This window comes from Nocardioides guangzhouensis (assembly GCF_004519545.1).
In the GTDB taxonomy this organism is placed as follows: domain Bacteria; phylum Actinomycetota; class Actinomycetes; order Propionibacteriales; family Nocardioidaceae; genus Nocardioides; species Nocardioides guangzhouensis.
Genome location: NZ_SDKM01000008.1, coordinates 57,287 through 82,736 on the forward strand (window position 1 = coordinate 57,287; position 25,450 = coordinate 82,736).

General features: G+C 72.7%; 22 protein-coding genes. 10 read left to right on the top strand and 12 right to left on the bottom strand.

Annotated elements, in window-relative coordinates:
* Positions 1 to 29 precede the first annotated feature (29 nt).
* The 3 genes from EKO23_RS07100 to EKO23_RS07110 form a co-directional block, all read right to left on the bottom strand.
* The gene (locus EKO23_RS07100) at positions 30 to 1,682 is read right to left on the bottom strand and encodes an FAD-binding dehydrogenase (RefSeq protein WP_134715629.1); all 1,653 of its coding nucleotides are present in this window, start codon (positions 1,680 to 1,682) and stop codon (positions 30 to 32) included.
* Between the two features lie 67 nt (positions 1,683 to 1,749).
* Entirely contained in the window at positions 1,750 to 3,822 is a 2,073-nt protein-coding gene (locus tag EKO23_RS07105; protein ID WP_134715631.1) for a 3-hydroxyacyl-CoA dehydrogenase NAD-binding domain-containing protein, read from the bottom strand.
* On the bottom strand, positions 3,822 to 5,045 hold the full coding sequence (locus EKO23_RS07110) for a thiolase family protein (protein WP_134715633.1): 1,224 nt from the start codon (positions 5,043 to 5,045) through the stop codon (positions 3,822 to 3,824). The genes EKO23_RS07105 and EKO23_RS07110 overlap by 1 nt, the downstream gene beginning before the upstream one ends.
* Positions 5,046 to 5,218: 173 nt before the next feature.
* On the opposite strand from EKO23_RS07110, the gene EKO23_RS07115 reads away from it, so the two are divergent.
* The 3 genes from EKO23_RS07115 to EKO23_RS07125 all read left to right on the top strand — a co-directional run bounded on the left by EKO23_RS07115 (position 5,219) and on the right by EKO23_RS07125 (position 8,356).
* Entirely contained in the window at positions 5,219 to 6,130 is a 912-nt protein-coding gene (locus EKO23_RS07115; protein WP_246050948.1) for a proteasome assembly chaperone family protein, read from the top strand.
* A 25-nt stretch (positions 6,131 to 6,155) separates the two neighbouring features.
* On the top strand, positions 6,156 to 7,022 hold the full coding sequence (locus EKO23_RS07120) for an acyl-CoA thioesterase (protein WP_134715637.1): 867 nt from the start codon (positions 6,156 to 6,158) through the stop codon (positions 7,020 to 7,022).
* 134 nt (positions 7,023 to 7,156) lie between these two features.
* The gene (locus tag EKO23_RS07125) at positions 7,157 to 8,356 is read left to right on the top strand and encodes a M23 family metallopeptidase (protein WP_134715639.1); all 1,200 of its coding nucleotides are present in this window, start codon (positions 7,157 to 7,159) and stop codon (positions 8,354 to 8,356) included.
* A gap of 24 nt (positions 8,357 to 8,380) precedes the next feature.
* On the opposite strand, the gene EKO23_RS07130 is transcribed toward EKO23_RS07125, so the two are convergent.
* The gene (locus EKO23_RS07130) at positions 8,381 to 9,259 is read right to left on the bottom strand and encodes a MaoC family dehydratase (protein ID WP_246050949.1); all 879 of its coding nucleotides are present in this window, start codon (positions 9,257 to 9,259) and stop codon (positions 8,381 to 8,383) included.
* Position 9,260: 1 nt separating this feature from the next.
* Positions 9,261 to 10,595: a 3-oxoacyl-ACP reductase gene (locus EKO23_RS07135; RefSeq protein WP_134715641.1), complete on the bottom strand. Its 1,335-nt coding sequence runs from the start codon at positions 10,593 to 10,595 to the stop codon at positions 9,261 to 9,263.
* 121 nt (positions 10,596 to 10,716) lie between these two features.
* Here EKO23_RS07135 and EKO23_RS07140 point away from each other — a divergent pair, with 121 nt between their 5' ends.
* Complete coding sequence (locus tag EKO23_RS07140) at positions 10,717 to 12,000, top strand: acetyl-CoA C-acetyltransferase (RefSeq protein ID WP_134715643.1); 1,284 nt, start codon at positions 10,717 to 10,719, stop codon at positions 11,998 to 12,000.
* A gap of 24 nt (positions 12,001 to 12,024) precedes the next feature.
* On the opposite strand, the gene EKO23_RS07145 is transcribed toward EKO23_RS07140, so the two are convergent.
* The 5 genes from EKO23_RS07145 to EKO23_RS07165 all read right to left on the bottom strand — a co-directional run bounded on the left by EKO23_RS07145 (position 12,025) and on the right by EKO23_RS07165 (position 17,446).
* Positions 12,025 to 12,735, bottom strand: coding sequence for a TetR/AcrR family transcriptional regulator (locus EKO23_RS07145; protein WP_134715645.1), 711 nt, complete (start codon positions 12,733 to 12,735; stop codon positions 12,025 to 12,027).
* A 133-nt stretch (positions 12,736 to 12,868) separates the two neighbouring features.
* A complete protein-coding gene (locus EKO23_RS07150) occupies positions 12,869 to 14,737 on the bottom strand; it encodes an AfsR/SARP family transcriptional regulator (RefSeq protein ID WP_246050954.1) in 1,869 nt (622 codons plus the stop codon).
* 178 nt (positions 14,738 to 14,915) lie between these two features.
* A complete protein-coding gene (locus EKO23_RS07155) occupies positions 14,916 to 15,479 on the bottom strand; it encodes a hypothetical protein (RefSeq protein WP_134715649.1) in 564 nt (187 codons plus the stop codon).
* 65 nt (positions 15,480 to 15,544) lie between these two features.
* Entirely contained in the window at positions 15,545 to 15,796 is a 252-nt protein-coding gene (locus EKO23_RS07160; RefSeq protein ID WP_134715651.1) for a DUF4242 domain-containing protein, read from the bottom strand.
* Positions 15,797 to 15,934: 138 nt separating this feature from the next.
* Positions 15,935 to 17,446, bottom strand: coding sequence for an ATP-dependent DNA ligase (locus EKO23_RS07165; protein ID WP_134715653.1), 1,512 nt, complete (start codon positions 17,444 to 17,446; stop codon positions 15,935 to 15,937).
* Between the two features lie 172 nt (positions 17,447 to 17,618).
* On the opposite strand from EKO23_RS07165, the gene EKO23_RS07170 reads away from it, so the two are divergent.
* From EKO23_RS07170 to EKO23_RS07185, 4 genes are all read left to right on the top strand, one after another.
* Positions 17,619 to 18,380, top strand: a complete 762-nt coding sequence (locus EKO23_RS07170; RefSeq protein WP_134715655.1) for a DUF4397 domain-containing protein — start codon at positions 17,619 to 17,621, stop codon at positions 18,378 to 18,380.
* 9 nt (positions 18,381 to 18,389) lie between these two features.
* Positions 18,390 to 19,037: a class F sortase gene (locus EKO23_RS07175; RefSeq protein WP_167880361.1), complete on the top strand. Its 648-nt coding sequence runs from the start codon at positions 18,390 to 18,392 to the stop codon at positions 19,035 to 19,037.
* A gap of 53 nt (positions 19,038 to 19,090) precedes the next feature.
* A complete protein-coding gene (locus tag EKO23_RS07180) occupies positions 19,091 to 19,972 on the top strand; it encodes a hypothetical protein (protein WP_134715659.1) in 882 nt (293 codons plus the stop codon).
* Between the two features lie 99 nt (positions 19,973 to 20,071).
* On the top strand, positions 20,072 to 20,995 hold the full coding sequence (locus EKO23_RS07185; RefSeq protein ID WP_134715661.1) for a DNA-3-methyladenine glycosylase family protein: 924 nt from the start codon (positions 20,072 to 20,074) through the stop codon (positions 20,993 to 20,995).
* On the opposite strand, the gene EKO23_RS07190 is transcribed toward EKO23_RS07185, so the two are convergent.
* Together EKO23_RS07190 and EKO23_RS07195 are read right to left on the bottom strand one after the other, a co-directional pair.
* On the bottom strand, positions 20,977 to 21,528 hold the full coding sequence (locus tag EKO23_RS07190; protein ID WP_134715663.1) for an AAA family ATPase: 552 nt from the start codon (positions 21,526 to 21,528) through the stop codon (positions 20,977 to 20,979). The two genes, EKO23_RS07185 and EKO23_RS07190, sit on opposite strands and share 19 nt — an antisense overlap.
* Before the next feature lie 23 nt (positions 21,529 to 21,551).
* Positions 21,552 to 22,772, bottom strand: coding sequence for a phospholipase D-like domain-containing protein (locus EKO23_RS07195; protein WP_134715792.1), 1,221 nt, complete (start codon positions 22,770 to 22,772; stop codon positions 21,552 to 21,554).
* 110 nt (positions 22,773 to 22,882) lie between these two features.
* Here EKO23_RS07195 and uvrB point away from each other — a divergent pair, with 110 nt between their 5' ends.
* Together uvrB and EKO23_RS07205 are read left to right on the top strand one after the other, a co-directional pair.
* Entirely contained in the window at positions 22,883 to 25,009 is a 2,127-nt protein-coding gene (gene uvrB / locus EKO23_RS07200; protein WP_134715665.1) for an excinuclease ABC subunit UvrB, read from the top strand.
* On the top strand, positions 25,006 to 25,446 hold the full coding sequence (locus EKO23_RS07205; RefSeq protein WP_175582672.1) for a VOC family protein: 441 nt from the start codon (positions 25,006 to 25,008) through the stop codon (positions 25,444 to 25,446). Before uvrB ends, EKO23_RS07205 begins: the two co-directional genes overlap by 4 nt.
* Positions 25,447 to 25,450 lie beyond the last annotated feature (4 nt).

Sequence of the window (25,450 nt, forward strand, 5' to 3'; positions counted from 1 at the left end):
GACGTGCCCTCACGGCTGCACGTGGGTGCTCAGCCGGACTGGCGGGCCACGGCCCGGCCGGCGACTCGGCCCGAGAACAGGCAGCCGCCGAGGAAGGTGCCCTCCAGCGCGTTGTAGCCCATCATCCCGCCGCCGCCGAACCCGGCGACCTCGCCGGCGGCGTACAGGCCGGGGAACGGCGCGCCGTCGCTCCGCACGCACCGGGCGTCGAGATCGGTCTCCAGCCCACCGAGGGTCTTGCGGGACAAGATGTTGAGCCGGACCGCGATCAGCGGGCCGGCCGCCGGGTCGAGCAGCTTGTGCGGGGTCGCGACCCGGATCAGCCTGTCGCCGCGGTAGCGGCGGGCGGAGCGGATCGCCATCACCTGGGCGTCCTTGGTGAACGCATTGTCCATCTCCCGGTCGCGGGCCTCCATCAGGCCGCGCAGGGAACCGACCTCGATGGCCGGCACCTCGTCGTCCGCGATCCGGTTCATCCCGGCCACCAGCTCGTCGAGGCCGTCCGCGACCACGAAGTCGTCACCGTGCTGCTTGAACGCCTCCACCGGACCCGGGGCGCCCTTCCTGACCCGGGAGAGCAGCAGCTTGACGTCCTTCCCGGTGAGGTCGGGGTTCTGCTCGGAGCCGGAGAGCGCGAACTCCTTCTCGATGATCTTCTGGGTGAGCACGAACCACGAGTAGTCGTAGCCGGTCCGTCGCAGGTGGCGGAGGGTTCCGAGGGTGTCGAAGCCCGGGAAGTACGGCGCGGGGAGCCGGTGGCCGGCCGCGTCCAGCCAGAGCGACGAGGGGCCGGGCAGGATCCGGATGCCGTGGTTCTCCCAGATCGGGTCCCAGTTGCGCAGGCCCTCGACGTAGTGCCACATCCGGTCGGGGTTGACCACGGAGGCGCCGGCGTCCTCGGTGATGGTCAGCATCCGGCCGTCGACGTGGGCCGGGACACCGGCGACCATGCGTCGGGGCGGGGTGCCGAGGCGCTCCGGCCAGGCCTTGCGGACGAGGTCGAGGTCGCCGCCGATGCCGCCGCTGGTGATCACGACGGGGCCACGGGCCTCGAAGTCGCCGACGACTGTGCGGCTGGTCGGCCGGCCGCGGTCGACGGTGGTCGGCTCGAGGACGCTGCCGCGGACCCCGACAACGGCACCGTCGGCGACCAGCAGACCATCTACCCGGTGCCGGAACCCGAAGCGGATCCGGCCGGCGTCCGCGTGGGCCCGGACGCGGCGCTCGAACGGAGCCACCACGCCGGGGCCGGTGCCCCAGGTGAGGTGGAAGCGCGGAACGGAGTTGCCGTGGCCGGTGGCGGTGCCGTCGCCGCGCTCGGCCCAGCCGACCACCGGGAACAGCCGGTGACCCTGCTCGCGCAGCCAGGACCGCTTCTCCCCGGCGGCGAAGTCGAGGTAGGCCTCGGCCCAGGCCCGCGGCCAGCGATCCTCCTCGCGGTCGAACTGCGCCGACCCGAACCAGTCCTGGCGGGCCAGGTCCAGCGAGTCCCTGACTCCCATGCGGCGCTGCTCGGGGCTGTCCACGAGGAACAGGCCGCCGAGGCTCCAGAACGCCTGGCCGCCCAGGCTCTGCTCGCCCTCCTGGTCGAGCAGCAGGACCGACCGGCCGAGGTCGGCAGCCTCCGCCGCGGCCACCAGCCCGGCCAGTCCGGCCCCCACGACGATGACGTCGGCTTCCATCGCTCCTCCTCGGCGTGCGACGGACGCTCGCCCTGCGCAGAGTCTCGCAGGGCGAGCGCCCGGTCGGTCAGTGGAACTTTCCCAGGCCCTCGCGCTCGAGGAGCATGGTGAGGCCGCCGTTCCAGAACGAGAACCCGGCGCCCATGATCATGGCCAGGTCGAGGTCCTCCGGTCCGGTGACGACGCCCTCGTCGAGCATCAGGCGCGCCTCCTCGGCGAGCCCGGACAGCACCCGCGTGCGGACCTCTGCGGCCGGCAGCTCGACCGGGTGAGCCGGCTTCTCCAGCAGCGCCTCGACCTCGGGGTCGACCGCGCCGTCCGGGCCGTAGTAGGAGCCCTTCCTCGCGGCCACGACCCGCTCCAGGGCGGGGGAGACGTAGAACCGGTCCGGGAAGGCGCGGTGCAGGGTCTCTACGTTGTGCAGCGCGATCGCAGGTCCTACCAGCGAAAGCAGCTGATAAGGCGGCATCGGGGCGACGCCGGCGAACGCGGCGTCCGCGACCGTGACCGGCGTGCCCTCGTCGACGATCCGGCCGACCTCGCCCATGAACCGGCCGAGCAGCCGGTTCACGATGAACGACGGGCTGTCCTTGACCAGGATGGTGGTCTTCTTCAGGGCCTTGCCGGTCGCGAACGCAGTGGCCAGCGTGGCGTCGTCGGTCTGCTCGCCCTTGACGATCTCCAGCAGCGGCATCACCGCGACCGGGTTGAAGAAGTGGAAGCCGACGACCCGCTCGGGATGCTCGAGGTCGGCGGCCATCTCCGTGATCGACAACGAGGAGGTGTTCGTGGCGAGGACCGCCTCGGGCGAGACCACCTTCTCGACGTCGGCGAAGACCTGCTTCTTCACCGACATCTCCTCGAAGACCGCCTCGATCACGAAGTCGGCGTCCGCGAACCCGTCGCTCTTCTCGACGGTGCCGGTGACCAGAGCCTTGAACCGGTTGGCCTTGTCGTGGCCGATCCGTCCCTTGAGCAGCAGCCTGTCGATCTCGTCGTGGACGTAGGACACGCCCTTGTCGACGCGCTCCTGGTCGAGGTCGGCGAGCACCACCGGCACCGCGAGGCGGCGCACGAACAGCAGGGCCAGCTGGCTGGCCATGAGACCGGCGCCGACGATGCCGACCTTGGTGACCGGCCGGGCCAGCGACCTGTCCGGGGCGCCGGCGGGACGCTTGGCGCGCTTCTGCACCAGGTCGAACGAGTAGAGGCTGGCGATCAGCTCCGGCGTCCGGCCGAGCGTCGTGAGCGCCTCGTCCTCGGCGGCGAAGCCCTCGTCCCGGGTTGCCGTCCTGGCCGCGGTGACCAGGTCGAGCGCGGTGTACGCCGCGGGGGCCGCGCCGCCGGTCTTCTGGTCGGCGATGGAGCGCCCCCTGGCGACGGCGGCGTCCCACGCCTCGCCGCGGTCCGGCTGGACCCGGTCGACGACGACCTCGCCGTTCAGCACCGCGGCGGCCCACACCAGCGACTGCTCGAGGAAGTCCGCGCCCTCGAACACCGCGTCGGCCAGGCCGAACGCGTAGGCCTCGGCGCCCTTGAGGGTACGACCGTTGTCGAGCGGGTTCTCGAGGATCAGCCTGACGGCAGCCTCGGCACCGAGGAGGTTGGGCACCAGCCAGGCACCGCCCCAGCCGGGGACCAGCCCGAGCATGACCTCGGGCAGGCCCAGGGCCGCGGCCGAGTCGCACACGGTTCGGTACGTGCAGTGCAGGGCCACCTCGAGGCCGCCACCGAGCGCCAGCCCGTTGACGAAGCCGAACGACGGCTTGCCGCCCTCGCCGAGCTTGCGGAAGACCGCGTGGCCGAGCTCGGCGACGATCCGGACACCGTCCTCGCCCCCGCCGGCGATCGAGGTCAGGTCGGCGCCCGCGGCCAGGATGAACGGCTTGCCGGTCACCCCGAGGGCGGTGACCGACTCGTCCGCGAGCGCCTCGTCGATCGCACTGTTGAGCGAGATCAGGCCGCGCGGGCCGAACGTGTTCGGCTTCGTGTGGTCCTCGCCGTTGTCGAGGGTGATCAGGCCGAGGACGCCGGCGTCACCGGGCAGCGTGACCCGGCGCAGCTTCGCCTCGGTGACGCGCTCGGCGTCACTGGAGATCTCCTGGGCACGAGCCAGGAGCTCGTCGATCGTGCGCGTCATCAGGCGGCACCTTCCTCGGTCGCAGCAGCGGTGGCGTCGGTCCAGCGGGGGTTCTCCCAGATCACGGTGCCGCCCATGCCGATGCCCACGCACATGGTGGTCACGCCGTAGCGGACGTCCGGGCGCTCCTCGAAGCGGCGCGCCAGCTGGGTCATGAGGCGGACCCCGGAGGACGCCAGTGGGTGGCCCATCGCGATCGCGCCGCCGTAGGGGTTCACGCGCTCGTCGTCGTCGGCGATGCCGAAGTGCTCCAGGAACGCGAGCACCTGGACGGCGAACGCCTCGTTGACCTCGAACGCCCCGATGTCGTCGATGGTCAGGCCGGCCTGCTTCAGGGCCTTCTCGGTCGACGGGATCGGGCCGGCGCCCATCACCTCGGGCTCGACGCCCACGAACGAGTAGGCGACCATCCGCATCTTCACCGGCAGCCCCAGCTCGCGGGCGGTCTCCTCGTCGGCCAGCAGGCAGGCGGTGGCGCCGTCGTTGATGCCGGCCGCGTTGCCCGCGGTCACCCGGCCGTGCGGCCGGAACGGGGTCTTGAGGGCGGCCAGCGACTCGGTGGTGGTCTCCGGGCGCATCGGCTCGTCGGAGACGGCCAGGCCCCAGCCCTCCTCGGCCGAGCGGGTCGCCACCGGGACCAGGTCGGGCTGCACCAGCCCCGCGTCGTACGCCGCCTTCGTCTTCTGCTGGGACCGGACCGCGTAGGCGTCGGCGCGCTCCTTGGTGATGGTCGGGTAGCGGTCGTGGAGGTTCTCCGCGGTGTTGCCCATCGAGAGCGCCTCGGGGTCGACCACCTTCTCGGACATGATCCGCGGGTTGGGGTCGACGCCCTCGCCCATCGGGTGCCGGCCCATGTGCTCGACGCCGCCGGCGATGGCCACGTCGTAGGCGCCGAACGCGATGCCGGAGGCAGTGGTCGTGACCGCGGTCATCGCGCCCGCGCACATGCGGTCGATGGCGTAGCCGGGGACGGACTGGGGAAGGCCGGAGAGCAGGGCGGCGGTGCGGCCGATGGTCAGGCCCTGGTCGCCGATCTGGGTGGTGGCCGCGATCGCGACCTCGTCGACCTTCTCCCTGGGGAGGGACGGGTTGCGGCGCAGCAGCTCACGGATGCACTTGATGACCAGGTCGTCGGCTCGGGTCTCGGCGTACCGGCCCCTGGACTTGCCGAACGGGGTGCGTACGCCGTCGACGAAGACGACGTCGCGCGACTGTCGGGACAACAGCTTCTCCTCACGGGGTCGGGTTGCTGCCGTCATGTTACTCGGGGGTAATCAATCTCGGCATGTGGTCCTCACCACCTCGCGACAGGCGGGAACAACGCCGGTCCCCGCGGCCGTTGTCCCATACGCTCGATACTGGGGAGCAGGACCCCGACCGACAGGAGTGGAGAAGCGTGGAGTTCGTGCACATCGTGGACGAGATGCCCGGGGACGCAGCCGGTGAGCCGCTGCCCCTGGTGATCGGCCTGCACGGATTCCTCGACGCCGGGAACGCCACCACGCTGGCCGTCGACCACCTCGCGGACCAGGGCAACGGCCCGGTCGTCGCGACGTTCGACGTCGACACCTTCCACGACTACCGCGCCCGCCGGCCGGCGATCTCGTTCGTGCGTGACCACTACGAGTCGTACGACCCGCCCCGGCTCAACGTCCGCCTCATGCGCGACAGCCTCGAGCACCCCTACCTGCTGCTCACCGGTCCCGAGCCCGACACCCGTTGGGAGGGCTTCGCCAAGGCGGTCCGCGAGGTCGTCGAGCGGCTCGACGTGCGCCTCGTCGCCTCGCTCGGCTCGGTGCCGATGGCGGTGCCCCACTCCCGCCCGGTCGCGCTGACCCAGCACGCCAACCGGGCGGAGCTGATGCTGCGCCAGAACGCCTGGCCGGGCGAGATCCGGGTGCCGGCGTCCGCGCAGGCCCTGCTCGAGGTGCGGCTGGGGGAGACCGGCCACGACATGACCGGGTACGTCGCCCACGTGCCGCACTACCTCGCCCAGTTCGACTTCCCGCAGGCCGCGGTGGTCCTGCTCGAGGGCATCGAGGACTCCACGGGGCTGTCGTTCGACCTCGACGCGATCAAGGTCGCCGCGGAGGAGAAGAACCGCGAGATCGCGGCGTACCTCGAGGACAACCCGGACGTTGCGCAGGTGGTCGCCGGCCTGGAGCAGCAGTACGACACCTTCCTGCGCTCGGAGGAGTCCGGCAGCAGCCTGCTGGCCGAGGACGGCCCGCTGCCCACCGGCGACGAGATCGGGGAGCAGGTCGAACGGTTCCTGGCCGGCCTCGACGGCCCCGACAACCAGTCCTGAGACGCCTGCGCCCCAAGGAAGGTCCATGCCCCGTTCCTCCGACGAGCTGGTCGACCTGCTCGACATCGAGGTCATCGACGACAACCTCTTCCGCGGCCGCCAGCCCGACACCCGGCTCCAGCGGGTGTTCGGCGGCCAGGTGGCGGCCCAGGCGCTGATCGCCGGTGCCCGCACCACCCCCGAGGGGTTCTCGGTGCACTCGCTGCACTCCTACTTCCTCCGACCCGGCGACACCACGGTACCGATCGTCTACGACGTCGAGAACCTCCGCGACGGGCGCTCGTTCGCCACCCGGCGGGTGGTGGCCCGGCAGCACGGTCGGCCGATCTATCTCCAGTCGGTGAGCTTCCAGCGCGCCGAGGAAGGCTTCGACCACCAGGACGCGATGCCCGAGGTGGCCGGTCCGGACGGCGGGATCTCGCTCTCGGAGCTGTTCGCCCGGCGGGGCGGGTCCTCCGGCGCGTGGGAGCGCGAGTGGGCGGCGCTCGACGTTCGCTACCTCGGCAACTCCGCGGTCGGCGGCGTCGCCGAGGACGCCGCCCGCCCGGCCCGGGCCCAGCTGTGGAGCCGGGTCAGCGGCCGGCTGTCCGACGACCCGCTGGACCACGTCGCGGCGTTCACCTACGCGAGCGACATGACCCTGATCGGTGCGGCCCTCGTGCCGCACGGCAAGGTGGTCGACTCCCCGGGGATGCAGGTGGCCTCGCTCGACCACACGGTCTGGTTCCACCGGCCGTTCCGGGCCGACGAGTGGTGGCTGTTCGACCAGCACGCCCCGTCAGCCTCGGGCGCCCGGGGCCTGAGCCTGGCCCGCGTGTTCACCGAGAAGGGCGACCTCGTGGCGACGGTGGCGCAGGAGGGGCTGATCCGGTTCCACGGCGAGCCGAGCTAGCACCTTTCTTCCCTTTTTCCGGACAGACACGCCGACACCGGGTTAGTTTTGAGCGTTCCTGTGGCTGGGGACTGCTCACGTTTCGGGTGTGGCGCGTGTGACCAGTCGCTCTCGTCGGGCGGAAGGCTGGTCACATGCGGGTACGTCGTGCGGTGCCGGGGGTGGTCGCGACCCTGGCGATGCTGGCGGTGGCGGCGCCGGCGGTGGCCGACCCGGTCACCCGGTTCGAGATGCCGTTCCCGTGCGGTGAGAAGTGGACCGGCACCAGCCGGCCCAGCCACAGCCCGTCCAGCCGGGCGATCGACTGGAACAGCCCGGACGACCTCGGCAAGCCGGTGGTCGCCTCGGCACCCGGCACGGTGATCGTCGCCGACACCGTCAACGACTCCGGCTACGGCCGCTGGGTGATGATCGACCACGGCAACAACGAGCGCTCGCTCTACGCGCACCTCTCGAGCCTGAACGTCACCAACGGGCAACGGGTCGACCAGGGCCAGCAGGTCGGCCGGCTCGGCTCCACCGGCAACTCGACGGGACCGCACCTGCACTTCGAGGAGCGGCTGGGCAGCTCCGTGCTGTGGCCGTTCCTGCACCGCGCGAAGTTCGTCTTCGGCACCACCCTGGCCTCGAAGAACTGCGTCGAGGTCCCGCTGGCGGCCGACTGGAACGGCGACAAGGTGGCCGAGCCGACCGTGTTCCGGCGCGCCGACCCCGGCGTCTTCCGGATCTACCGTGCCGGGAAGACCCCGCTGCTCAAGAAGCTCGGCGGGGCGGAGGACGACCCGGTCATGGGGGACTGGGACGGCAACGGGACCATGAACCCGGGTGTCCGGACGCCGTCCACGCGCACCTTCCAGATGCGCACCCCGAAGGGCACCACGACACTGGTCTTCGGTCTGGCGACCGACAAGCCGATCGCCGGCGACTGGGACGGCGACCGCAGGTGGACGCCCGGGCTGTGGCGGTCCTCGGACAACCAGTTCATCCTGCGGCACGCGGACGGCAGCGTCAGCCGCGTCTACTTCGGCGACCGCGACGACCTGCCAGTGGTCGGCGACTGGGACGGCGACAAGAAGACCGACCTCGGCGTCTTCGACCAGGCGACGGCAACGTTCACGCTGCGCCGGGTCGACGACGACGGCGTGGAGTGGTTCGCCACCGTCCAGTTCGGCAAGCCCGGGGACCTCCCCGCGGTCGGGGACTGGGACGGCAACGGCCGGGCCGACCTGGCCGTCTGGAACCCGGTCACCGGGGTGTTCACCCAGCGCAAGGCCGTCTCGGCGAGTGCCACCATGCGCGGCACCGCCAGCATCACCTTCGGTCGCCGGCGCTGACCGACCGGTCGTCGTACGGACGGGTCAGGCGAACGTCGCCCGGCCCAGCAGGTGTGGCGCGCCGTCCCGGGAGGCCACCACGAAGCCGATGCCGGTGTCGGTCGGCCGGGCACCGAACGTGACGGCGCCCGGCAGGAACACCGGCTTCTTGAAGCCCACGGCGACGGTCACCGCGTCGGGCAGGCGGTTCTCGAGGGCAGCGACCGCCCGCGCCTTGGTCCACATCCCGTGCGCGATCTGCCGGGGGAAGCCGAACGCCTTCGCGGTCAGTGGGTAGAGGTGGATCGGGTTGTGGTCCCCGGACACCGCGGCGTACCGCCGGCCCAGGTCGCCGGCCAGCCGCCAGGTGGCACCCCCGGACGGAACCTCCTCGAACCTCGTGCCCTGGTCGCCGTTCTCGCGGTCCCCGCCCCCCAGCCGGAGGTACGTCGACCGGCTGTCCCACACCCGCTCGCCACCGGCGGTGACCCGGGTGACGAGGTCGAAGGCCCGTCCCTTGGCGTGGCTGCGCAGGTTCTCCGCGTGCACCGCCAGGCTCACCCGCTCCCCGACCCGGACCGGCCGCACCCGGGTGATGGAGTTCTCGAGGTGCACGGTGCCGATCGTCGGGAACGGGAACGCCTGCTGCGTCATCAGCCGCATGTGCAGCGGGAACGCGAGCAGGTGGAGGTAGGGGAGCGGGACCTCGTCCTTGACCGGGAAACCGCAGACCCGGGAGTACGCCGTCACGTGCGCGCGCTCGACGGCCACGTCCTCGCGACGCAGCTCCACGTCGGGCAGCACCCGGGCGGTCTTGCGGACCCCCGGCAGGCCCTTGACCACCGGCACCATCGGCAGCGCGGCCCGGAGCAGGGTGCCGACGCCGCCAGCGTCCCCCTGGACGACCCGCACCTCGCGCGGCACCTCAGGCCCCCAGCATCATCTGGCCGCAGACCCGGACCACGTTGCCGTTCACCGCGGCCGAGGCCGGGCTCGCGAACCAGGCGATGGTCTCGGCGACGTCGACCGGCTGGCCGCCCTGCGACATCGCGTTGAGCCGGCGGCCCACCTCGCGGGTGGCGAACGGTACCGCGGCGGTCATCCTGGTCTCGATGAAGCCCGGCGCGACCGCGTTGACGGTGATCCCGTCGGGCAGCTCGCGGGCCAGCGAGTCGACCAGTCCGATCACCCCGGCCTTCGAGGTGGCGTAGTTGGTCTGGCCGAGGTTGCCCGCGATCCCCGCGATGGACGCCACCCCGATGACCCGCCCGTTCGGGTTGATCGCCTCCTGGGCCAGCAGCTCGGCGGTGATCAGCTCGGGCGCCGCCAGGTTGACCGCGATGACCGACTGCCAGCGGTCCTCGGACATGTTCGCGAGCTTCTTGTCGCGGGTGATGCCGGCGTTGTGCACGACGACGTCCACGCCGCCGAGCTCGGTCTTCACGTGGTGCGCGATCCGCTGCGGTGCGTCCGCGTGCGTGATGTCCAGGACCAGCGAACGGCCGTCGAGCTCGTCCATGAGCACCTTCAGCTCGCTGGCAGCCTGCGGCACGTCGACGCCGACGACGGTGGCACCGTCGCGGTGGAGCACGCGCGCGATCTGCTCGCCGATGCCCCGACTCGCCCCGGTGACCAGGGCGACCTTGCCGGCCAGCGGCCGGTCCCAGTCGCCGAGCGCGGGCGCATCCGTGGTGCCGGTGGCACCGACCCGGACCACCTGGCCCGAGACGTACGCCGACTTCGGCGACAGCAGGAACGCCAGGGTCGAGTCGGCGGCGTCCTCGGCCCCCGGCGCGACGTACACGAGCTGCACGGTGGAGCCCCGGCCGACCTCCTTGCCCAGGGACCGGGTCAGGCCCTCGAGCGCCCGCTGGGCGACCCGCTCCCGGCCCTCGACGAGCTCGGGCGGGGTGCCGAGGACGACGACCCGGCCGCAGGTCTCGAGGCTGCGGAGCACCGGGGCGAGGAAGTCGCGGGCCGCCACCAGGTCGGTGCTGGTGGTGATCCCGGTGGCGTCCAGGACCAGGCCCTTGTAGCGCTGTCCGTCCAGCCGTTCGGTGGCCGCCGTGATGCCGAGTTTGTCGAGCCGGCCGGGGAGCGCGTCGACCAGGCGTCCGGTGCCGCCGACCAGGACGGTGCCCTGGACGGGTGGCGCGCCCCCGGTCCAGCGGTCCAGCGGGACCGGGTCGGGGAGCCCGAGGTTCTGGACCAGGAACCGACCCAGGGGGGTCTGCGTGAAGAACTGGTAGCGGTCGCTCATGGTAGACAGGTAACTACGGGTGTAACTCCGAGTCCACTCTTCGTGACCTCTGCCTCATCGCGTTCCGTCCCCGCTCCTTCCGGGCAAGGATGGAGCGTCCGCAACCGAACAGGAGTCGAGCATGTCCAGCCTGCCCCGCCGCGTCGCCGTCCTCGGCGGCAACCGCATCCCGTTCGCCCGGCAGAACACCGTCTACGCCGACGCCTCGAACCAGGACATGCTGACCGCCGCCCTCGACGGGCTGGTCGAACGCTACGGTCTCCAGGGGCAGCGGCTCGGCGAGGTCGCTGCGGGCGCGGTGCTCAAGCACAGCCGCGACTTCAACCTCGCCCGGGAGGTCGTGCTCGGGTCGAAGCTCAGCCCCGAGACCCCGGCGTACGACGTCCAGCAGGCGTGTGGCACCGGGCTGCAGGCGGCCATGCAGGTTGCCAACAAGATCGCGCTCGGCCAGATCGAGGTCGGCGTGGCCGGTGGCTCCGACACCACCTCCGACGCACCGATCGCGGTCAACGAGCGGCTGCGCCGGATCCTGCTCGAGGCGAACCGGGCGCGCGACCTCAAGGGCCGCCTGGCCGCGCTGGCCAAGGTCCGGCCCGGTGACGTGGTGCCGTCGATCCCGCAGAACGGCGAGCCCCGGACCGGGCTGTCCATGGGCGAGCACGCCGCGCTGACCGCGCTCGAGTGGGACGTCGCCCGCGCGGACCAGGACGAGCTGGCCGCCCGGTCGCACCACAACCTGGCCCGGGCGTACGACGAGGGGTTTCTCGACGACATGCTCACGCCGTACCTCGGCCACGAGCGCGACGAGAACCTCCGCCCCGACTCGAGCGTCGAGAGCCTGGCGAAGCTCAAGCCGGTGTTCGGCAAGGGGGCGGCAGCGACCATGACCGCCGGCAACTCGACGCCCCTCTCCGACGGCGCCTCGACCGTGCTGCTGGCCTCCGACGAGTGGGCCGAGCAGCACGACCTGCCGGTGCTCGCGTACCTCACCTGGTGCGAGACCGCCGCCGTCGACTACGTCACCGGCCAGGAGGGGCTGCTGATGGCGCCGGCGTACGCCATGCCGCGGATGCTGGCCCGGGCCGGCCACGACCTCGGTGACTTCGACTTCTACGAGATCCACGAGGCGTTCGCCTCGCAGGTGCTGGCCACCCTCAAGGCGTGGGAGGACCCGATCTTCTGCAAGGAGCGGCTCGGCCTCGATGCCCCGCTCGGTGCGATCGACCGGGACCGGCTCAACGTCAACGGCTCCTCGCTGGCGGCCGGCCACCCGTTCGCGGCGACCGGCGCCCGGATCGTGCACGTGCTCGCCAAGCTGCTCGCTGAGAAGGGCAGCGGCAAGGGCGTGATCTCGATCTGTGCCGCCGGCGGCCAGGGCGTGACCGCGATCCTCGAGCGTCCGTGAGGGGTGCTTGATCCCGACCGGTGCTCAGGGGGCGGTGGTCGCGAGTGCGCGGCTGGTGGCGACGAGGTAGCGCTTGACCTGCTCGGGGGAGACCGGCGCGATGCCGGGGATGCCCGGAGCGAGCTCGGTGATCAGCATGCCGACCCGGGCGAGCTGGAGCGCGCCGAGGCCGGTGGCGTACATGTGGTTGGCCAGCAGGTTGGTGTCGCCGACGTGGAACGCGCCGCTGGCGACCCCGTCGTCGAGCGTGGTCCGCAGGCTGCCGAGGCAGCCGGCGATCGCGCGGCCGAGCCGGAACAGCGCGGACTCGCTGATCTCGTCGAGCAGCTCGGGGCCCGGGCGGCGCATCAGCGCCTGGGCGCAGTCGACGAACGCGGGGTACTCCAGGCCGAAGTCGACGAACGCGCTTACCAGCGCGGCCAGCCGGTCCGGCGGGTCCTCGATCCCGTCGCCGGCGGCGTCGAGGCGCTCGCGGAGCTCGTCGAGGTAGCCGACCAGGGTGAGCGCGAACAGCTCCTCCTTGCCGGAGAAGTGGCGGTAGAGGATCGCCCGGTTCGTGCCGACCAGCCGGGCGATGTCGTCGATGTTGACGTCGCGCACGCCGCGCTCGTCGAACAGCGCCCGGGTCGCCTCGAGGATCTGCTTCTCACGCTGCCGGCGCCGGGTGGCCGCGGCGGTACGGCGGGTGTCCCCGCCGGCCGCGGTCGGCTGCGGGTCGGTGGTCGCCTCGCCCATGGCGGCAGTGTAGGCCGGGGTGTAACTCCCAGTCACACATCCGTCAGCACTCCGTCAGCACTCCGTCAGCACTCCGTCAGCACTCCGTCAGCACTCCGTCAACAGCCCGTCAGCCGGCCCGTCAGCCGGCCGGTCAGCCCGGTGTCCGGTGCGGCACCGGGACGGCCGTCACGGCCCCCGCCACCAGCCGTGCCAGCTCCGGACTGTCGATGTCCTCGGCGACGAGCGCGGCGGCGTCGCCGTCACCGTCCATCCCGAGGGCGGCTCCGTGGAGCAGGGCGCGCACGGTCAGCTCCCGCATCCCGTGCCGTGAGGCCCGGTCACGCATCTCGGCGACCCACCTCGCCGTCTGGGGGTGGCCGTGCCGGCGGCCCAGGGCGCAGAGGGCGTCGAGGATGTGCACGTCCAGCCAGACGTAGGCGTCCGCGAGGCGGCTGGACCGGTCGCGCGCATCGACCAGCGTGTCGAACGCCTTCTCGGCGTCCCCGCAGGCCTCGGCCACCAGGGCGAGACCGCGCGCCGCGATCCCTTCCCAGCACGGGTCGCCGATCTGGCAGGCTCGCGCGAACGACTGCCGGAGGGTGTCCCCGGCTCCGTCCACATCCCCGTTCGACAGCTGGACGTGGCCGAGGAACGCCTGCGGCCACGGCAGGAAACCGAGCCAGTGGTCACGTTCGGCGAGCCCCACCGCGGCGGTCAGGTGGTCGGCCGCCAGGTCGAGCTCACCGCGCAGCAGGTGGACGCGCCCACGCATCGACAGGCCGAACGCCTCACGGCGCGGTTCGTCCGCGGCCCGCGACAGGGCGGTGGCCTCGCTGAGCAGGGCCAGCGCCCGCGGGTAGTCGGCGACGTCGCTGGCGACCGAACCGAGGTACGTCGTCGCCTTGGCGAGCGTGGAGGGCGACGTCGACCGGGCCCGCACCCCCTCGAGCCGGCGTTCGGCCCGGTCGTACCGGGCCCGGAGGAAGTCCACGTAGCCGAGCTCGGCGCCGGCCCGCGCCGCGGCGTCAGGATCGCCGGAGCCGAGCGCGATCTCCTCCGCCTCGGTGAGGGCGACGACTCCCTGCTCGTCCGTGCCCCCGAGCGAGTGCACGAGGGCCTCCGCCAGGACCTGACGCGCCTCGACCCTGAGGCGTGGCGAGCCCGTCTGGTCGGCCAGGAGCACGGCGGTCGCGAAGGAGGACACCCCGGCGCCCACGGCGCCGGCCGACACGGCTGCCGAGCCGGCCTCGAGGATCGCCTGGACCGACGTCTCGTCGACGTCCACCAGGGGCCGGCGCCGCTCGCGCAGCGCGAGGCGGACCGCGGCGCCGGGCGCGGCGCCGAGCTCCTGCGCCGCGGTGGCCGACCACGTCGCGAACTGGCGTTCCGCGGCGTCGTCCTCACCGGCGAGCCGGTAGATGCGGATGAGCAGTGCCTGGTGGTTCTCGTCCAGGGGGCTCGAGAGGCTGGCCCGGAGCGCCAGGTCCCGGGCCTCCTGGAGGTCTCCTCTCGCGAGGTGCCCGAGCGCGGCCTCGTGGAGGATGGCTTCGGTGGCGGCGGCGAGACGGCGCCGCTGGGAGAGCAGCCAGGACTCGAAGGCGGGCGCGTTCTGGAGGACCAGCCCGTCGAGGAGCTCGGCGCCGAGGCCGGGCAGCGAGACGGCCTGGCGCCAGTGCCCGTGCACGAGCACGTCGGCGTCGACCGTGGCGTCGGACAGGCTGAGCCGGAGCGGATCGCCGTCCAGCCGGGCAACCGGCCCCAACCCGCGTCGGATCTCGGCGAGGCTCCAGCGGAGGGCCCGCATCGGGTCGTCGGCGTCGGCGAAGAGGAGCGTCGCGAGCTGGCTGCGTGCGGGAGGCCGTTCCCCGAGGAGGAGGAACGCCAGGAGCGCCCAGCTCTTGCGGCTCCGGAAGCGGTATCCCGGGCTGCCGTCGACCCGGAGGCACGGTCGGCCGAGCAGCTGGACGACGAGGCCGGGCGGCACCGCCCCGGCTGCGCCGGCGGGCTGGTCACGGTTCATCACGATGGGACCCCGCTGGTCATGTGCGCTCCGGCGTCGTACGGGACGGCCCGGCGCTGCCGGACACCGCATCCAGCGTCACACAGAACCGGGCCGCCGCCAACGACTCTCCACGGGTGCTGCCGCACGATGGTCGGCGGTACGGAGCTCGCACCGCCGGGCCGGACGGCTGCGCCGATCATCCCGTGAGGGCGGCGTCGGTGCCGACGGCGTGGCCCAGCACGAAGGAGGGAGCGCCGGGATCCAGCACTGCGAGGACGACGCCGTGCACGAGCCCGAAGGCGCGCAACCGGGCAACCTCGGCTCCGTCCCAGTCGACGAGGGCTGCGGCCGCGCCGGGGCTGGACCGCTCGGCGAGCGCCGCCATGGCGGCGAGGACCGGTGCCTCGGAGAGGGTGCCGTGGTCCGCGATCCGGGCGGCGACGTGGTCCAGCATGAGCGCGACCTCCTGCGCCGCGTCGTCCGGCTCGAGCAACCGGGGAGCGGGTGCCGGGGTGGGCGCAGGCTGCGCGCGGTAGCCCTTGGGTGGGTACGCCCTGGACCCTGCCGCCGGGGAGGTGGCCCGTCCGGCCTCCAGCAGGCGGGCCAGCGAGCCGGCGAGCCAGCGAGCCGCCGCTCGGCCGGAGGACCGGGGTCCGGCGTGGTCGGCGTTTCGGACCCGGGCCGCGAGGTGCCGGTCGCGGGCCGCCGCCAGGCGCGCGTCGCCCACGGTTCGTGCAAGTTCCTGGTGCAGGGTGTTCATGAGTGTGCTCCTGGGGAGGGTCGCGACGCGACCCGAGATCGCGACGCGGTGGGGAGAGGGATGGGTCAGCGACCCTCGGTCACGGCGTAGATCTCGTCAGCGACGAGTCCGTGCGCCTCGCGGTGGACGGCGTGGGCGGCCTCGGCGTCGGGCGCCTCGACGAGGCAGAAGATCTTCCCGGCCGCCTCGTCGACCCAGTAGCGCAGGTAGCTCACGCCGTGGCCGCCCTGGGTCGCGAGATCCGCCTCGTGTGCCGTGGCGACGTCCCCGACGGAGACTCCGCCTTCGATGGTGTGCGCGTCCATGAACAGTGCCATGTCGGTGTCCTCTCGGTCCTCGGCCCGACGCGGTTCGCCGGGCCCGGGACGCCATGGCACCGCCCGTCCGTGTGACCCTGCGTGTGACGCTGTCCCAACGGTCCAGACCGTGGTCCCGCCGGACGACGGGTCGGCAGGTCAGTCGCTGTGCAGGAACGCGCGCACGTCGCCGATGGTGTCGGCCTCGTCGGCGGTCTTGTCGTCGCGGTAGCGGACCACCCGCGCGAAGCGCAGCGCGAGACCGCCGGGGTAGCGGGTGGAGCGCTGCAGCCCGTCGAAGGCGACCTCCACGACCTGTTCGGGGCGCACGCGGACGACCCAGTCGTCGCGCTCGGTCATCAGCTCGGTGAACCGCTCGGTCTGCCAGGCGAGCATCTCGTCGGTCATCCCCTTGAACGTCTTGCCGAGCATCACGAAGCCGCCGGACTCGGGGTCGCGGGCGCCGAGGTGGATGTTGGAGAGCCAGCCCCGGCGGCGGCCGCTGCCCTCCTCGACCGCGAGGACCACCAGGTCGAGGGTGTGCACGGGCTTGACCTTGACCCAGCCGACCCCGCGCCGGCCCGCGTCGTACGTCGCGTCGAGGCTCTTCACGACCACGCCCTCGTGGCCGGCGGCCACGGCCGCGTCGAAGACCGCCCGGATGCCGTCGGGGCCGTCGACCACGGACCGGGGGACCAGGTGCTCGTCGGGGACCAGCGCAGCCAGCCGCTCGGACCGGTCGCGGGCAGGGCGGTCGAGGAGGTCCTCGCCGTCGACGTGCAGCAGGTCGAAGAAGTACGGCGTGATCGCGACGCCGGTGGCCGACGCCGTGCGCGAGGAGGTCTCCTGGAACGGGCGGGGCCTCCCGTCGGGACCGATCGCCAGCGCCTCGCCGTCCACGACCGCCCGCTCGGCGGGCAGGGCACGGACCACCTCGACCACCTCGGGCAGCCGCGCGGTGATGTCCTCGAGCGTGCGGGTGGCGAGCAGGACCCGGTCTCCGACCTTGTGCGCCTGCAGGCGGATGCCGTCGAGCTTCCAGTCCACGGACACCTCGGTCGCGCCGAGTCGCTTCCAGGCGGCCTCGGCATCCGGCTCGCTGGCGGCCAGCATCGGCAGCACCGGCCGGCCCACCTCCAGGCGGACGGCGGCGAGGCCGGGCTCGCCCTCGGCCACCGCGGTGCCCACGATCGCGCGGGTGGAGCCGGCCAGCATCGCCGCCGACCGGATGGCGGCCAGGGGGAGGCCGGTCAGCTTCGCGACCGCCTCCTGGACGAGCGCGTCGGACGCGCCCTGGCGAACGTTGCCGGTGATCGCGCCGACCAGCCAGCGCTGCTCCGCGAGCGTCGCGCGCCCGAACAGGTCGGCCGCGGTGGCCTCGCGCACCGTCTTCGAGCCGGGGCCGGACAGCTCGGCCAGCCCGCCGAAGACCGCGTCCACCTCGAGGATTCCGAGCGAGGGCTCGTCGGCAGCCGCCGGAGCCTTGCGGGTCGAACGCCAGCCCAGCCCGGTGCGGCGCTGGCGCAGCGTGCCGGACAGGTAGGTGGTGGCGACCTCGAGCTCCTCCGGCGCGGCCCGGCCGAGGACCTCGGCCAGGACCTCCACCTTGGCCAGCCGCGAGCGTGTGGCCGCGACCCGGGACGAGGCGTCGACGACCTCCGCGAGCAGCATGCGGCCATCCTGCCGCGCCGCACCGACAGCCGCACCGACCGGTGCCGTTCCGGCGGCCCGGGCCCGCCGATGCCGGTCACGTCCGATGCTGGGGTCCGGCTGGGGTTGACCGGTCCAGACACCTGCTCGACGGTTGCCGTGGGGAGGTTCGGACGAACCACGGGGGTGTGGGATGAGAGTGGGATGGTTCGGGGTCGCCGGCGCGGCCCTGGTGCTGACGTTGTCACCGGTCTCCGGGGGCGGTGCCGCCGAGCGGGCAGCGGCGCCGGCCGCGGTGAGCGTGGTGCAGGCGGTGCCGGGCCAGCAGGTCACGGTCACGGTCGACGGCACGTCGGTCGAGGGCGGCGCGGCCGGCGTCGGTGACGTCCTCGGTCCGCTCGAGCTCACCCCGGGGGAGCACGCACTGGCGTTTTCCGACGGGAGCGGAAGTGTCGACGTGACGTCCACGCTGGAGGTGAAGGCCGGGTCCACCAGCGACGTGGTGCTCCACCTGCCCGCGGACGTGGGCGGCGCACCGGTCGTCAACTCCTACGTGACGCCGACCGGCCCGATCGGGCCCGGCAAGGCGCGGGTCCTCGTGGCGCACACCGCGACCGTGGCCCCGGCCGACGTCCGGGTGGACGGGAAGGTGGTGTTCACCAACATCGCCAACGGCGAGTTCGCGACCGCCGACGTGCCTGCCGGCACCCACGTGGTCGAGCTGCTGCCGACCGGCCAGAAGTCCAACCCGATCCTGGGACCGATCGACCTCCGCGTCACCGCCGGCACGGTGTCGAAGGTCTACGCCGTCGGCAACCCGCGTGACCGCTCGATGCAGGTGATCCTGCACAGCGCCACGCTCCGGCCCGACGGGTCCGTGGTCCCCGACACCATCCGCACCGGGTCGGCCGGGCTCGCCGCCGACATCCCGCTGCACCCGTTCGGACCGCACTGAGTGGGACCGGTGCGCGGCGTCCCGGGACCGGTGCTGGTCGCGGCCGCGGCACTGCTGACCACCCTGGTCGCCGGATGCGGCCTCCGGGACGGCGGCACCGGCGAGCGCACGGCCCCCAGCCCCGGCGCGACCGAGCGACGTACGCCGACTCCGGTCGCGCCGGCCCGGCGCGCCGCCTCCCAGGTGACGCCGGAGGGACCCCGGGCGATCCGGCTGCCCGACGGCACCGTGCTGCGGGTGCGCGCCGTGGGCACCCGGGCCGACGGTGAGCTCGCCGTGCCCGACGACGTGCGCGTGGCCGGGTGGTGGCGCGGAGGATCTCGCCTCGGCGACCCGTTCGGCGCGACCCTGGTCGCCGGCCACGTCGACTCGCGCCGCCAGGGTCTCGGCCCGTACGCCGCCCTGCTCAGCGCAACGGCCGGGCAGCAGGTGGTTCTGCAGAGCCGCCATCTGAGGCAGGATTTCCGTGTGCGCTCGCTGCGGCTGGTCCGGCAGGCGCCCCTTCGCCACCAGCCCTGGATCCACTCGGCGGGCGGCGACCGGCGCCTGGTGCTGGTGACCTGCGCGCCGCCGTACCTGCCGTCCCGTGGCGGCTACCAGAACCTGGCCGTCGTGACTGCGGTGCCGACCGGCCCGCCCCAGCGACGGGGCCCGTGATGTCGGGGAAGAAGCCGCCCCGTCCGCTCCCGCAGCAGCAACAGCGTCCCGTCGTGCCCCCGCAGCGGACGGCACCGGAGGCCGAGACGGACCGGCTCGACGGCTCGCCGGCACCACCGCCACGCGAGCCGGGACCTCCGGACGCACCTGCGTCGCCGGACCCGGCCGGGCGACCGGAGGGAGCCGGCTCCCGTCCCCGGTCCCGGTCGTCCGGGCTCCGGGTGGTCACCATCCCGGACGCGGCGAACCCCTCGTTCGCGGGTGAGTCGTCCCGACGCCGGTGGCTGTTCCTCACCGTCCTCCTGGTGGTCGCGCTGGTGGCCGTCGGCGCGATGCTGCTGGTGCGCGGTCCCGAAACAGATGGGCCCTCGGCCGGAGGGAGTCCGGTGCCGCCGGCGCCGGAACGCCTGGCGCCGGACACGTCGTACGTCGCGACCCGGGTCCGGGAGGACGGCGACCTCGTCGTGCAGCACTGGATCCGCAGTCGAGATCCCGTCTACGGGCTCACGCTCGCCGTCCCGAGCACCGGCGCGGATCGCCAGGGCACCGCACACGGGGTCGAGCTCTTCGCCGACGGCAGGAGGGTGCCCGGACCCCGGACGGTGACCGGGCAGCCGGCCCACTACTTCGCCCTCGGCGCCACCCACGTCTACGTCCGCTACCGCCTCCGCGGCGCGCTGGAACGCAGCACCAGCGCCCCGGGCCGTGCGTTGGCGCGCACCACGGCCCTGCGGGTCGACCTCACTCGTTCCCTCGCCTCGGTTCGGCAGGCGATCGGGGGTGCCAAGGTGCTGGCCGGGGCGTGCACGCCCCGGGTGACCGACATAGGGTTCAGGCCGGTTCCCTGCGGAGCTCCGGTGGGCGACGGCTGGTCCGTGGACCTGTCCGGCCAGCACGTGAACGACGCGGTGACGGTCCAGCTGGATCTGAGGTGACCGGCCCCACGGGTCCCTTGCACGGACGTGGCGCCGACCGTGCGCCGACGGGACCCGGCTCCTGTCGTGGGTGATACTGGCGCCCGTGAGGCGACCCAGGTGAACGCACGAGTCCGCCACTGGCGGCCGGACTGGCCGTGCCCGGTGGCTCAGGTGCTGGCCCCGCACCGCCGCGGCGGCGGGGACCCGACGTACCGCATTGACGCGGCGGGCCGGCACTGGCGCGGCATCCGTACGCCGGTCGGCCCGGCGACCCTGTGCGTGGCCGCTCGGCCCCGGGACGGCGTGGTGCGGGCCGAGGCCTGGGGCGAGGGCGCGGCCTGGGTGCTCGACGCGCTGCCGGCGATGCTCGGCGCCGAGGACGACCCGTCGGGGTTCGAGGCCCGGCACCCGGTGCTGGAGCAGGCGCTGCGGCTGCACCCCCACTGGCGGATCGGTCGCACGGACCTGGTCATGGAGTCGCTGGTGCCGGCGATCGTCGAGCAGAAGGTGACGGGCAAGGAGGCCTTCGCCGGTTTCCGCTCGCTGGTCCACTTCCACGGTGAGCGGGCGCCCGGCCCCGGCACCGACCTCCGCCTCTGGGTGCAGCCCGACCCGGCCACCCTGCGCACCGTGCCCTCCTGGGAGTGGCTGCGGCTGCACATCGACCCGGCCCGCTCGCGCACCGTCGTCCAGGCCGCGCGGGTGGGCCCGTCACTCGAGCGGATCACCGCCCTCGACCACGCGGAGGCGGACCGCCGGCTGCGGACCCTGCCCGGGATCGGCGTCTGGACGAGCGCCGAGGCCCGGGTGCGCTCGATGGGCGACCCGGACGCGGTGAGCTTCGGCGACTTCCACGTCGCCAAGGACATCGGCTGGGCGCTCACGGGCGCACCCGTCGACGACGACGGCCTGGCCGAGCTCCTCGAGCCGTGGCGCGGGCACCGCTACCGCGTCCAGGCCCTGGTCGGGCTGGCGGCGCTCCGACGGCCCCGGCGTGGGCCGCGGATGTCGTTGCCGACGCACTACCCGGTCGGGCCCTGACTGCCGGGCTCCCAGGCGAGCACCGCGTCCCGGAGCCTCTCCGGAGGACGGGCGGTGTCCAGCCGCAGGACCGGGCAGGCGAGGGTGGCCAGCCACTCCTCGTGGCGGACCCGGCTCCGGCCGTCGAACGCCGGGTCGTCGTACCCACGTGCCCAGGCGAGGAAGTCACCCAGCGCCGTCTCGTCCACGCTGCGGCTCGCACGCTGGTTGCGCTCCCGGGCCTCCAGCCGGCGCAGTCGCTCCTTTGGGTCCAGGGTCAGGAACACCACGGCGTCGCAGCGGGCCACCACCGAACTGCCCCAGCTGATCATCGTCCCGGACAGCACCCACGCCGGTCGCGGCGCGAAGAGCTGCTCCATGAGCGCGACCCGCTCGGGGACCGACCGCTGGTCGGCGTATGGCGGGTCCGTGGGCAGCCAGAAGTAGTCGTCGGCGTCGGCGTGCGGCACGGACCACGCGTCGGCCAGGGCCCGGCCGAGCGTCGTCGTACCGGTGCCGCTGGCGCCCGTGACGTGCAGTCGACAGCGTCGCATCCGCCGGATTCTGCCGGACCCGCTCAGAGCAGCGGGCGCAGGGGCGCCAGCACCGTCTCGGTGAACCGGCGGTAGATGTCGCGCGACTCCCACTCGCCGGAGGTGAGCTCCACGCAGTTGGACAGGTCGACGGCGAAGATCTTCTCCATGGCCGAGGCCATGTCGTCGTCGATCACCTCGACGTTGACCTCGTAGTTGCCGGTCATGCTCAGCCGGTCGATGTTGGCGGTGCCCACCGTCGACCACTGGCCGTCGATGGTGGCGGTCTTCGCGTGCACCATCGCGTCGCGGTAGCGGTGGATCCGGACGCCGGAGTCGAGCAGCTCGCTGAAGTAGCCGCGGGAGATCCAGTCGGCCACGATGTGGTTGGACTTCGCCGGCAGCAGCAGGCGTACGTCGACCCCGCGCAGCGCCGCCGTGGTCAACGCGTCCACGAAGTCCTGGTCGGGACAGAAGTAGGCGTGGGTGAGCCAGATGTTGCGGGTGGCCCGGTTGATCGCCTCGATGTACATCGCCCTGATCGGGAACATCCAGAGCCGCGGCACGTTGCGGTGGAACCGGATCCGCGGCTCCCAGGTCGACGCGGTCTCCAGCAGCAGCGGTCGCTCGCTGGCCCGGAACCGCTTGCGCCGGTGCAGGTTCCAGAAGTCCGCGAAGGCGCGCTTGAGGTCCCAGACCCCCGGCCCGGTGATCCGGACGTGGGTGTCGCGCCACTCCGTGGCGTACGGCGTGCCGAGGTTGTAGCCGCCCACGAACCCGACCTCGTCGTCGACGACCAGGATCTTGCGGTGGTCGCGGCCGTAGCGGCGGAGGTCGAAGGGCCGGAGCCCGGCCGTGTAGACGGGGTAGCGCAGCACCTTGAGGTCGGGGGAGAAGCGCTTGAACCGGGGGCTGACCACGATGTTCGCGAACGCGTCGTAGATGACGTAGACCTCGACGCCGCGGGCCGCGGCGTCGGTGAGCGCGGCCTTGAAGCGCTCGCCGGTCTCGTCGGCCTTCCAGATGTAGGTCTCGAGCAGGACCTGCCGCTGCGCGCCCTCGATCGCGGCCAGCATGTCGTCGTACAGGTCGCGGCCGAAGGTGTACGTCGTCACCGTGCCGCCGCCGACCTCCACCTCCGACGGCGCGGTGCTCGGGAACGGCTTCGGCTTCTTGCCACGGCGGCGGTAGCTGTCGACCAGCGTGAGCCCCACGGCGAGCAGCAGCTGGACGCCGAAGACCGTGAGGAACACCCGCCGGAGCATGGTCAGCGCCCGGCCCGTCGAGGTTGCGTCACGGCCCACGTCGCCAATCTACCCAGAGCCGGGCCGTCTCCGCGGCAGGGTTGTCGGTGGCCGCCCGTAGGCTGGCCAGCATGCGACCAGTGACCGATCTCGAGCGCAGCGTGGCGCCGTTCGCGGTGCAGTCCGACTTCCAGGCCTCGGGTGACCAGCCCGCCGCGATCGCCGAGATCACCAAGCGCATCCAGGGCGGCACCCAGGACGTCGTGCTGCTCGGCGCGACCGGCACCGGCAAGACGGCCACGGTGGCCTGGGTGGCCGAGCAGCTGCAGCGCCCGATCCTGGTCATGCAGCCCAACAAGACGCTGGCCGCCCAGTTCGCCAACGAGCTGCGCCAGCTCTTCCCCGACAACGCCGTGGAGTACTTCGTCTCCTACTACGACTACTACCAGCCCGAGGCCTACGTCCCGCAGACCGACACCTACATCGAGAAGGACTCCTCCATCAACGAGGAGGTCGAGCGGCTGCGGCACTCGGCGACCAACTCGCTGCTGACCCGGCGCGACGTGATCGTGGTGTCGACCGTGTCGTGCATCTACGGCCTCGGCACCCCCCAGGAGTACGTCGACCGCATGCTGCGGCTCAAGGTGGGGGAGGAGCACGACCGCGACGCGATCCTGCGCCGGCTGGTCGAGATCCAGTACACCCGCAACGACATGACCTTCACCCGCGGCACGTTCCGGGTCCGTGGCGACACCCTCGAGGTGTTCCCGGTCTACGAGGAGCACGCGGTCCGGATCGAGTTCTTCGGCGACGAGATCGAGCGGCTGATGACGCTGCACGCGGTGACGGGCGAGGTGCTCACCGAGGACCAGGAGCTGCACGTCTTCCCGGCCACCCACTACGTCGCCGGCCCCGAGCGCATGGAGCGCGCGATCAAGGGCATCGAGCTCGAGCTCCAGGACCAGCTCGCGACCTTCGAGCGGCAGGGCAAGCTGCTCGAGGCCCAGCGGCTGCGGATGCGCACGACGTACGACATCGAGATGATGCGCCAGGTCGGCTCCTGCTCCGGCATCGAGAACTACTCGATGCACATCGACGGACGCACCCGCGGCTCCGCGCCGAACTGCCTCCTCGACTACTTCCCCGAGGACTTCGTGCTCGTGGTCGACGAGTCGCACGTCGCGGTGCCGCAGATCGGCGGCATGTACGAGGGCGACATGTCGCGCAAGCGCAACCTGGTCGACCACGGCTTCCGGCTGCCGAGCGCGATGGACAACCGGCCGCTGCGCTGGGAGGAGTTCCTCGACCGGATCGGGCAGACCATCTACCTCTCGGCGACCCCGGGCGACTACGAGCTCGACAAGGTCGGCGGTGACGTGGTCGAGCAGATCATCCGGCCGACCGGGCTGGTCGACCCCGAGGTGATCGTCAAGCCCACCAAGGGGCAGATCGACGACCTCATCCACGAGATCGGGGTCCGCACCGAGCGCGGGGAGCGCGTGCTGGTCACCACGCTGACCAAGAAGATGTCCGAGGACCTCACCGACTACCTCCTCGACGCCGGCGTCCGCACCCGCTACCTCCACAGCGAGGTCGACACGCTCAAGCGGATCGAGCTGCTCCGCGACCTGCGCCTCGGCGAGTACGACGTCCTGGTCGGGATCAACCTGCTCCGCGAAGGCCTCGACCTGCCCGAGGTGTCCCTGGTGGCGATCCTCGACGCCGACAAGGAGGGCTTCCTGCGCTCGGACAAGTCGCTGATCCAGACGATCGGTCGCGCGGCACGAAACGTGTCCGGCCAGGTCCACATGTACGCCGACAAGATCACGCCCTCGATGGAGTCGGCGATCGACGAGACCAACCGTCGCCGCGCGAAGCAGGTCGCCTACAACACCGAGCGGGGCATCGACCCGCAGCCGCTGCGCAAGAAGATCGCGGACATCACCGAGATGCTGGCCCGCGAGGACGAGAACACCCAGGCCCTGCTCGAGACCTGGTCCAACACCGAGGCCAAGGGCCGGGCCGGCGGGGTCAAGGCCCGGCAGCCGGTGCCGGCGCTCACGTCGAAGGACGCCGGCAAGCACGCCGCCGACCTGGCCGGGATGCCCAGCGCCGACCTGGCCCAGCTGATCCAGGACCTCACCGACCAGATGAGGAACGCCGCCGCCGAGCTGCAGTTCGAGGTGGCCGCCCGCCTGCGCGACGAGATCTCCGAGCTCAAGAAGGAGCTCCGCCAGATGATGGAGGCGACCAAGTGACGGTGCGTGAGGTGCAGGTGACCTTCGACTGCGCGGACCCGGCGGCGCTCAGCGCCTTCTGGGCCGAGGCCCTGGGCTACGACGTCCAGCCGCCACCACCCGGCTTCGACTCGTGGGACGCGGCGCTGGAGGCCTGGGGAGTGCCGCCGGAGGCCCGCAACTCCCGATCGGCGGCGGTCGACCCGGAGGGCGCCGGGCCGCGACTGTTCTTCCAGCAGGTCCCCGAGGGCAAGGTGGTCAAGAACCGCGTGCACCTCGACGTGCGTGCGGCTCCCGGGCTCGAGGGCGACGCCCGCATGGAGGCGCTGGAGGCCGAGTGCGCACGGCTGGTCGGACTGGGGGCGACCCGGGTGCGCCGGGTCGACCCGGACGGCGCCATGGAGGCCGGGTTCATCACCCTCCAGGACCCCGAGGGCAACGAGCTCTGCCTCGACTGAGGAC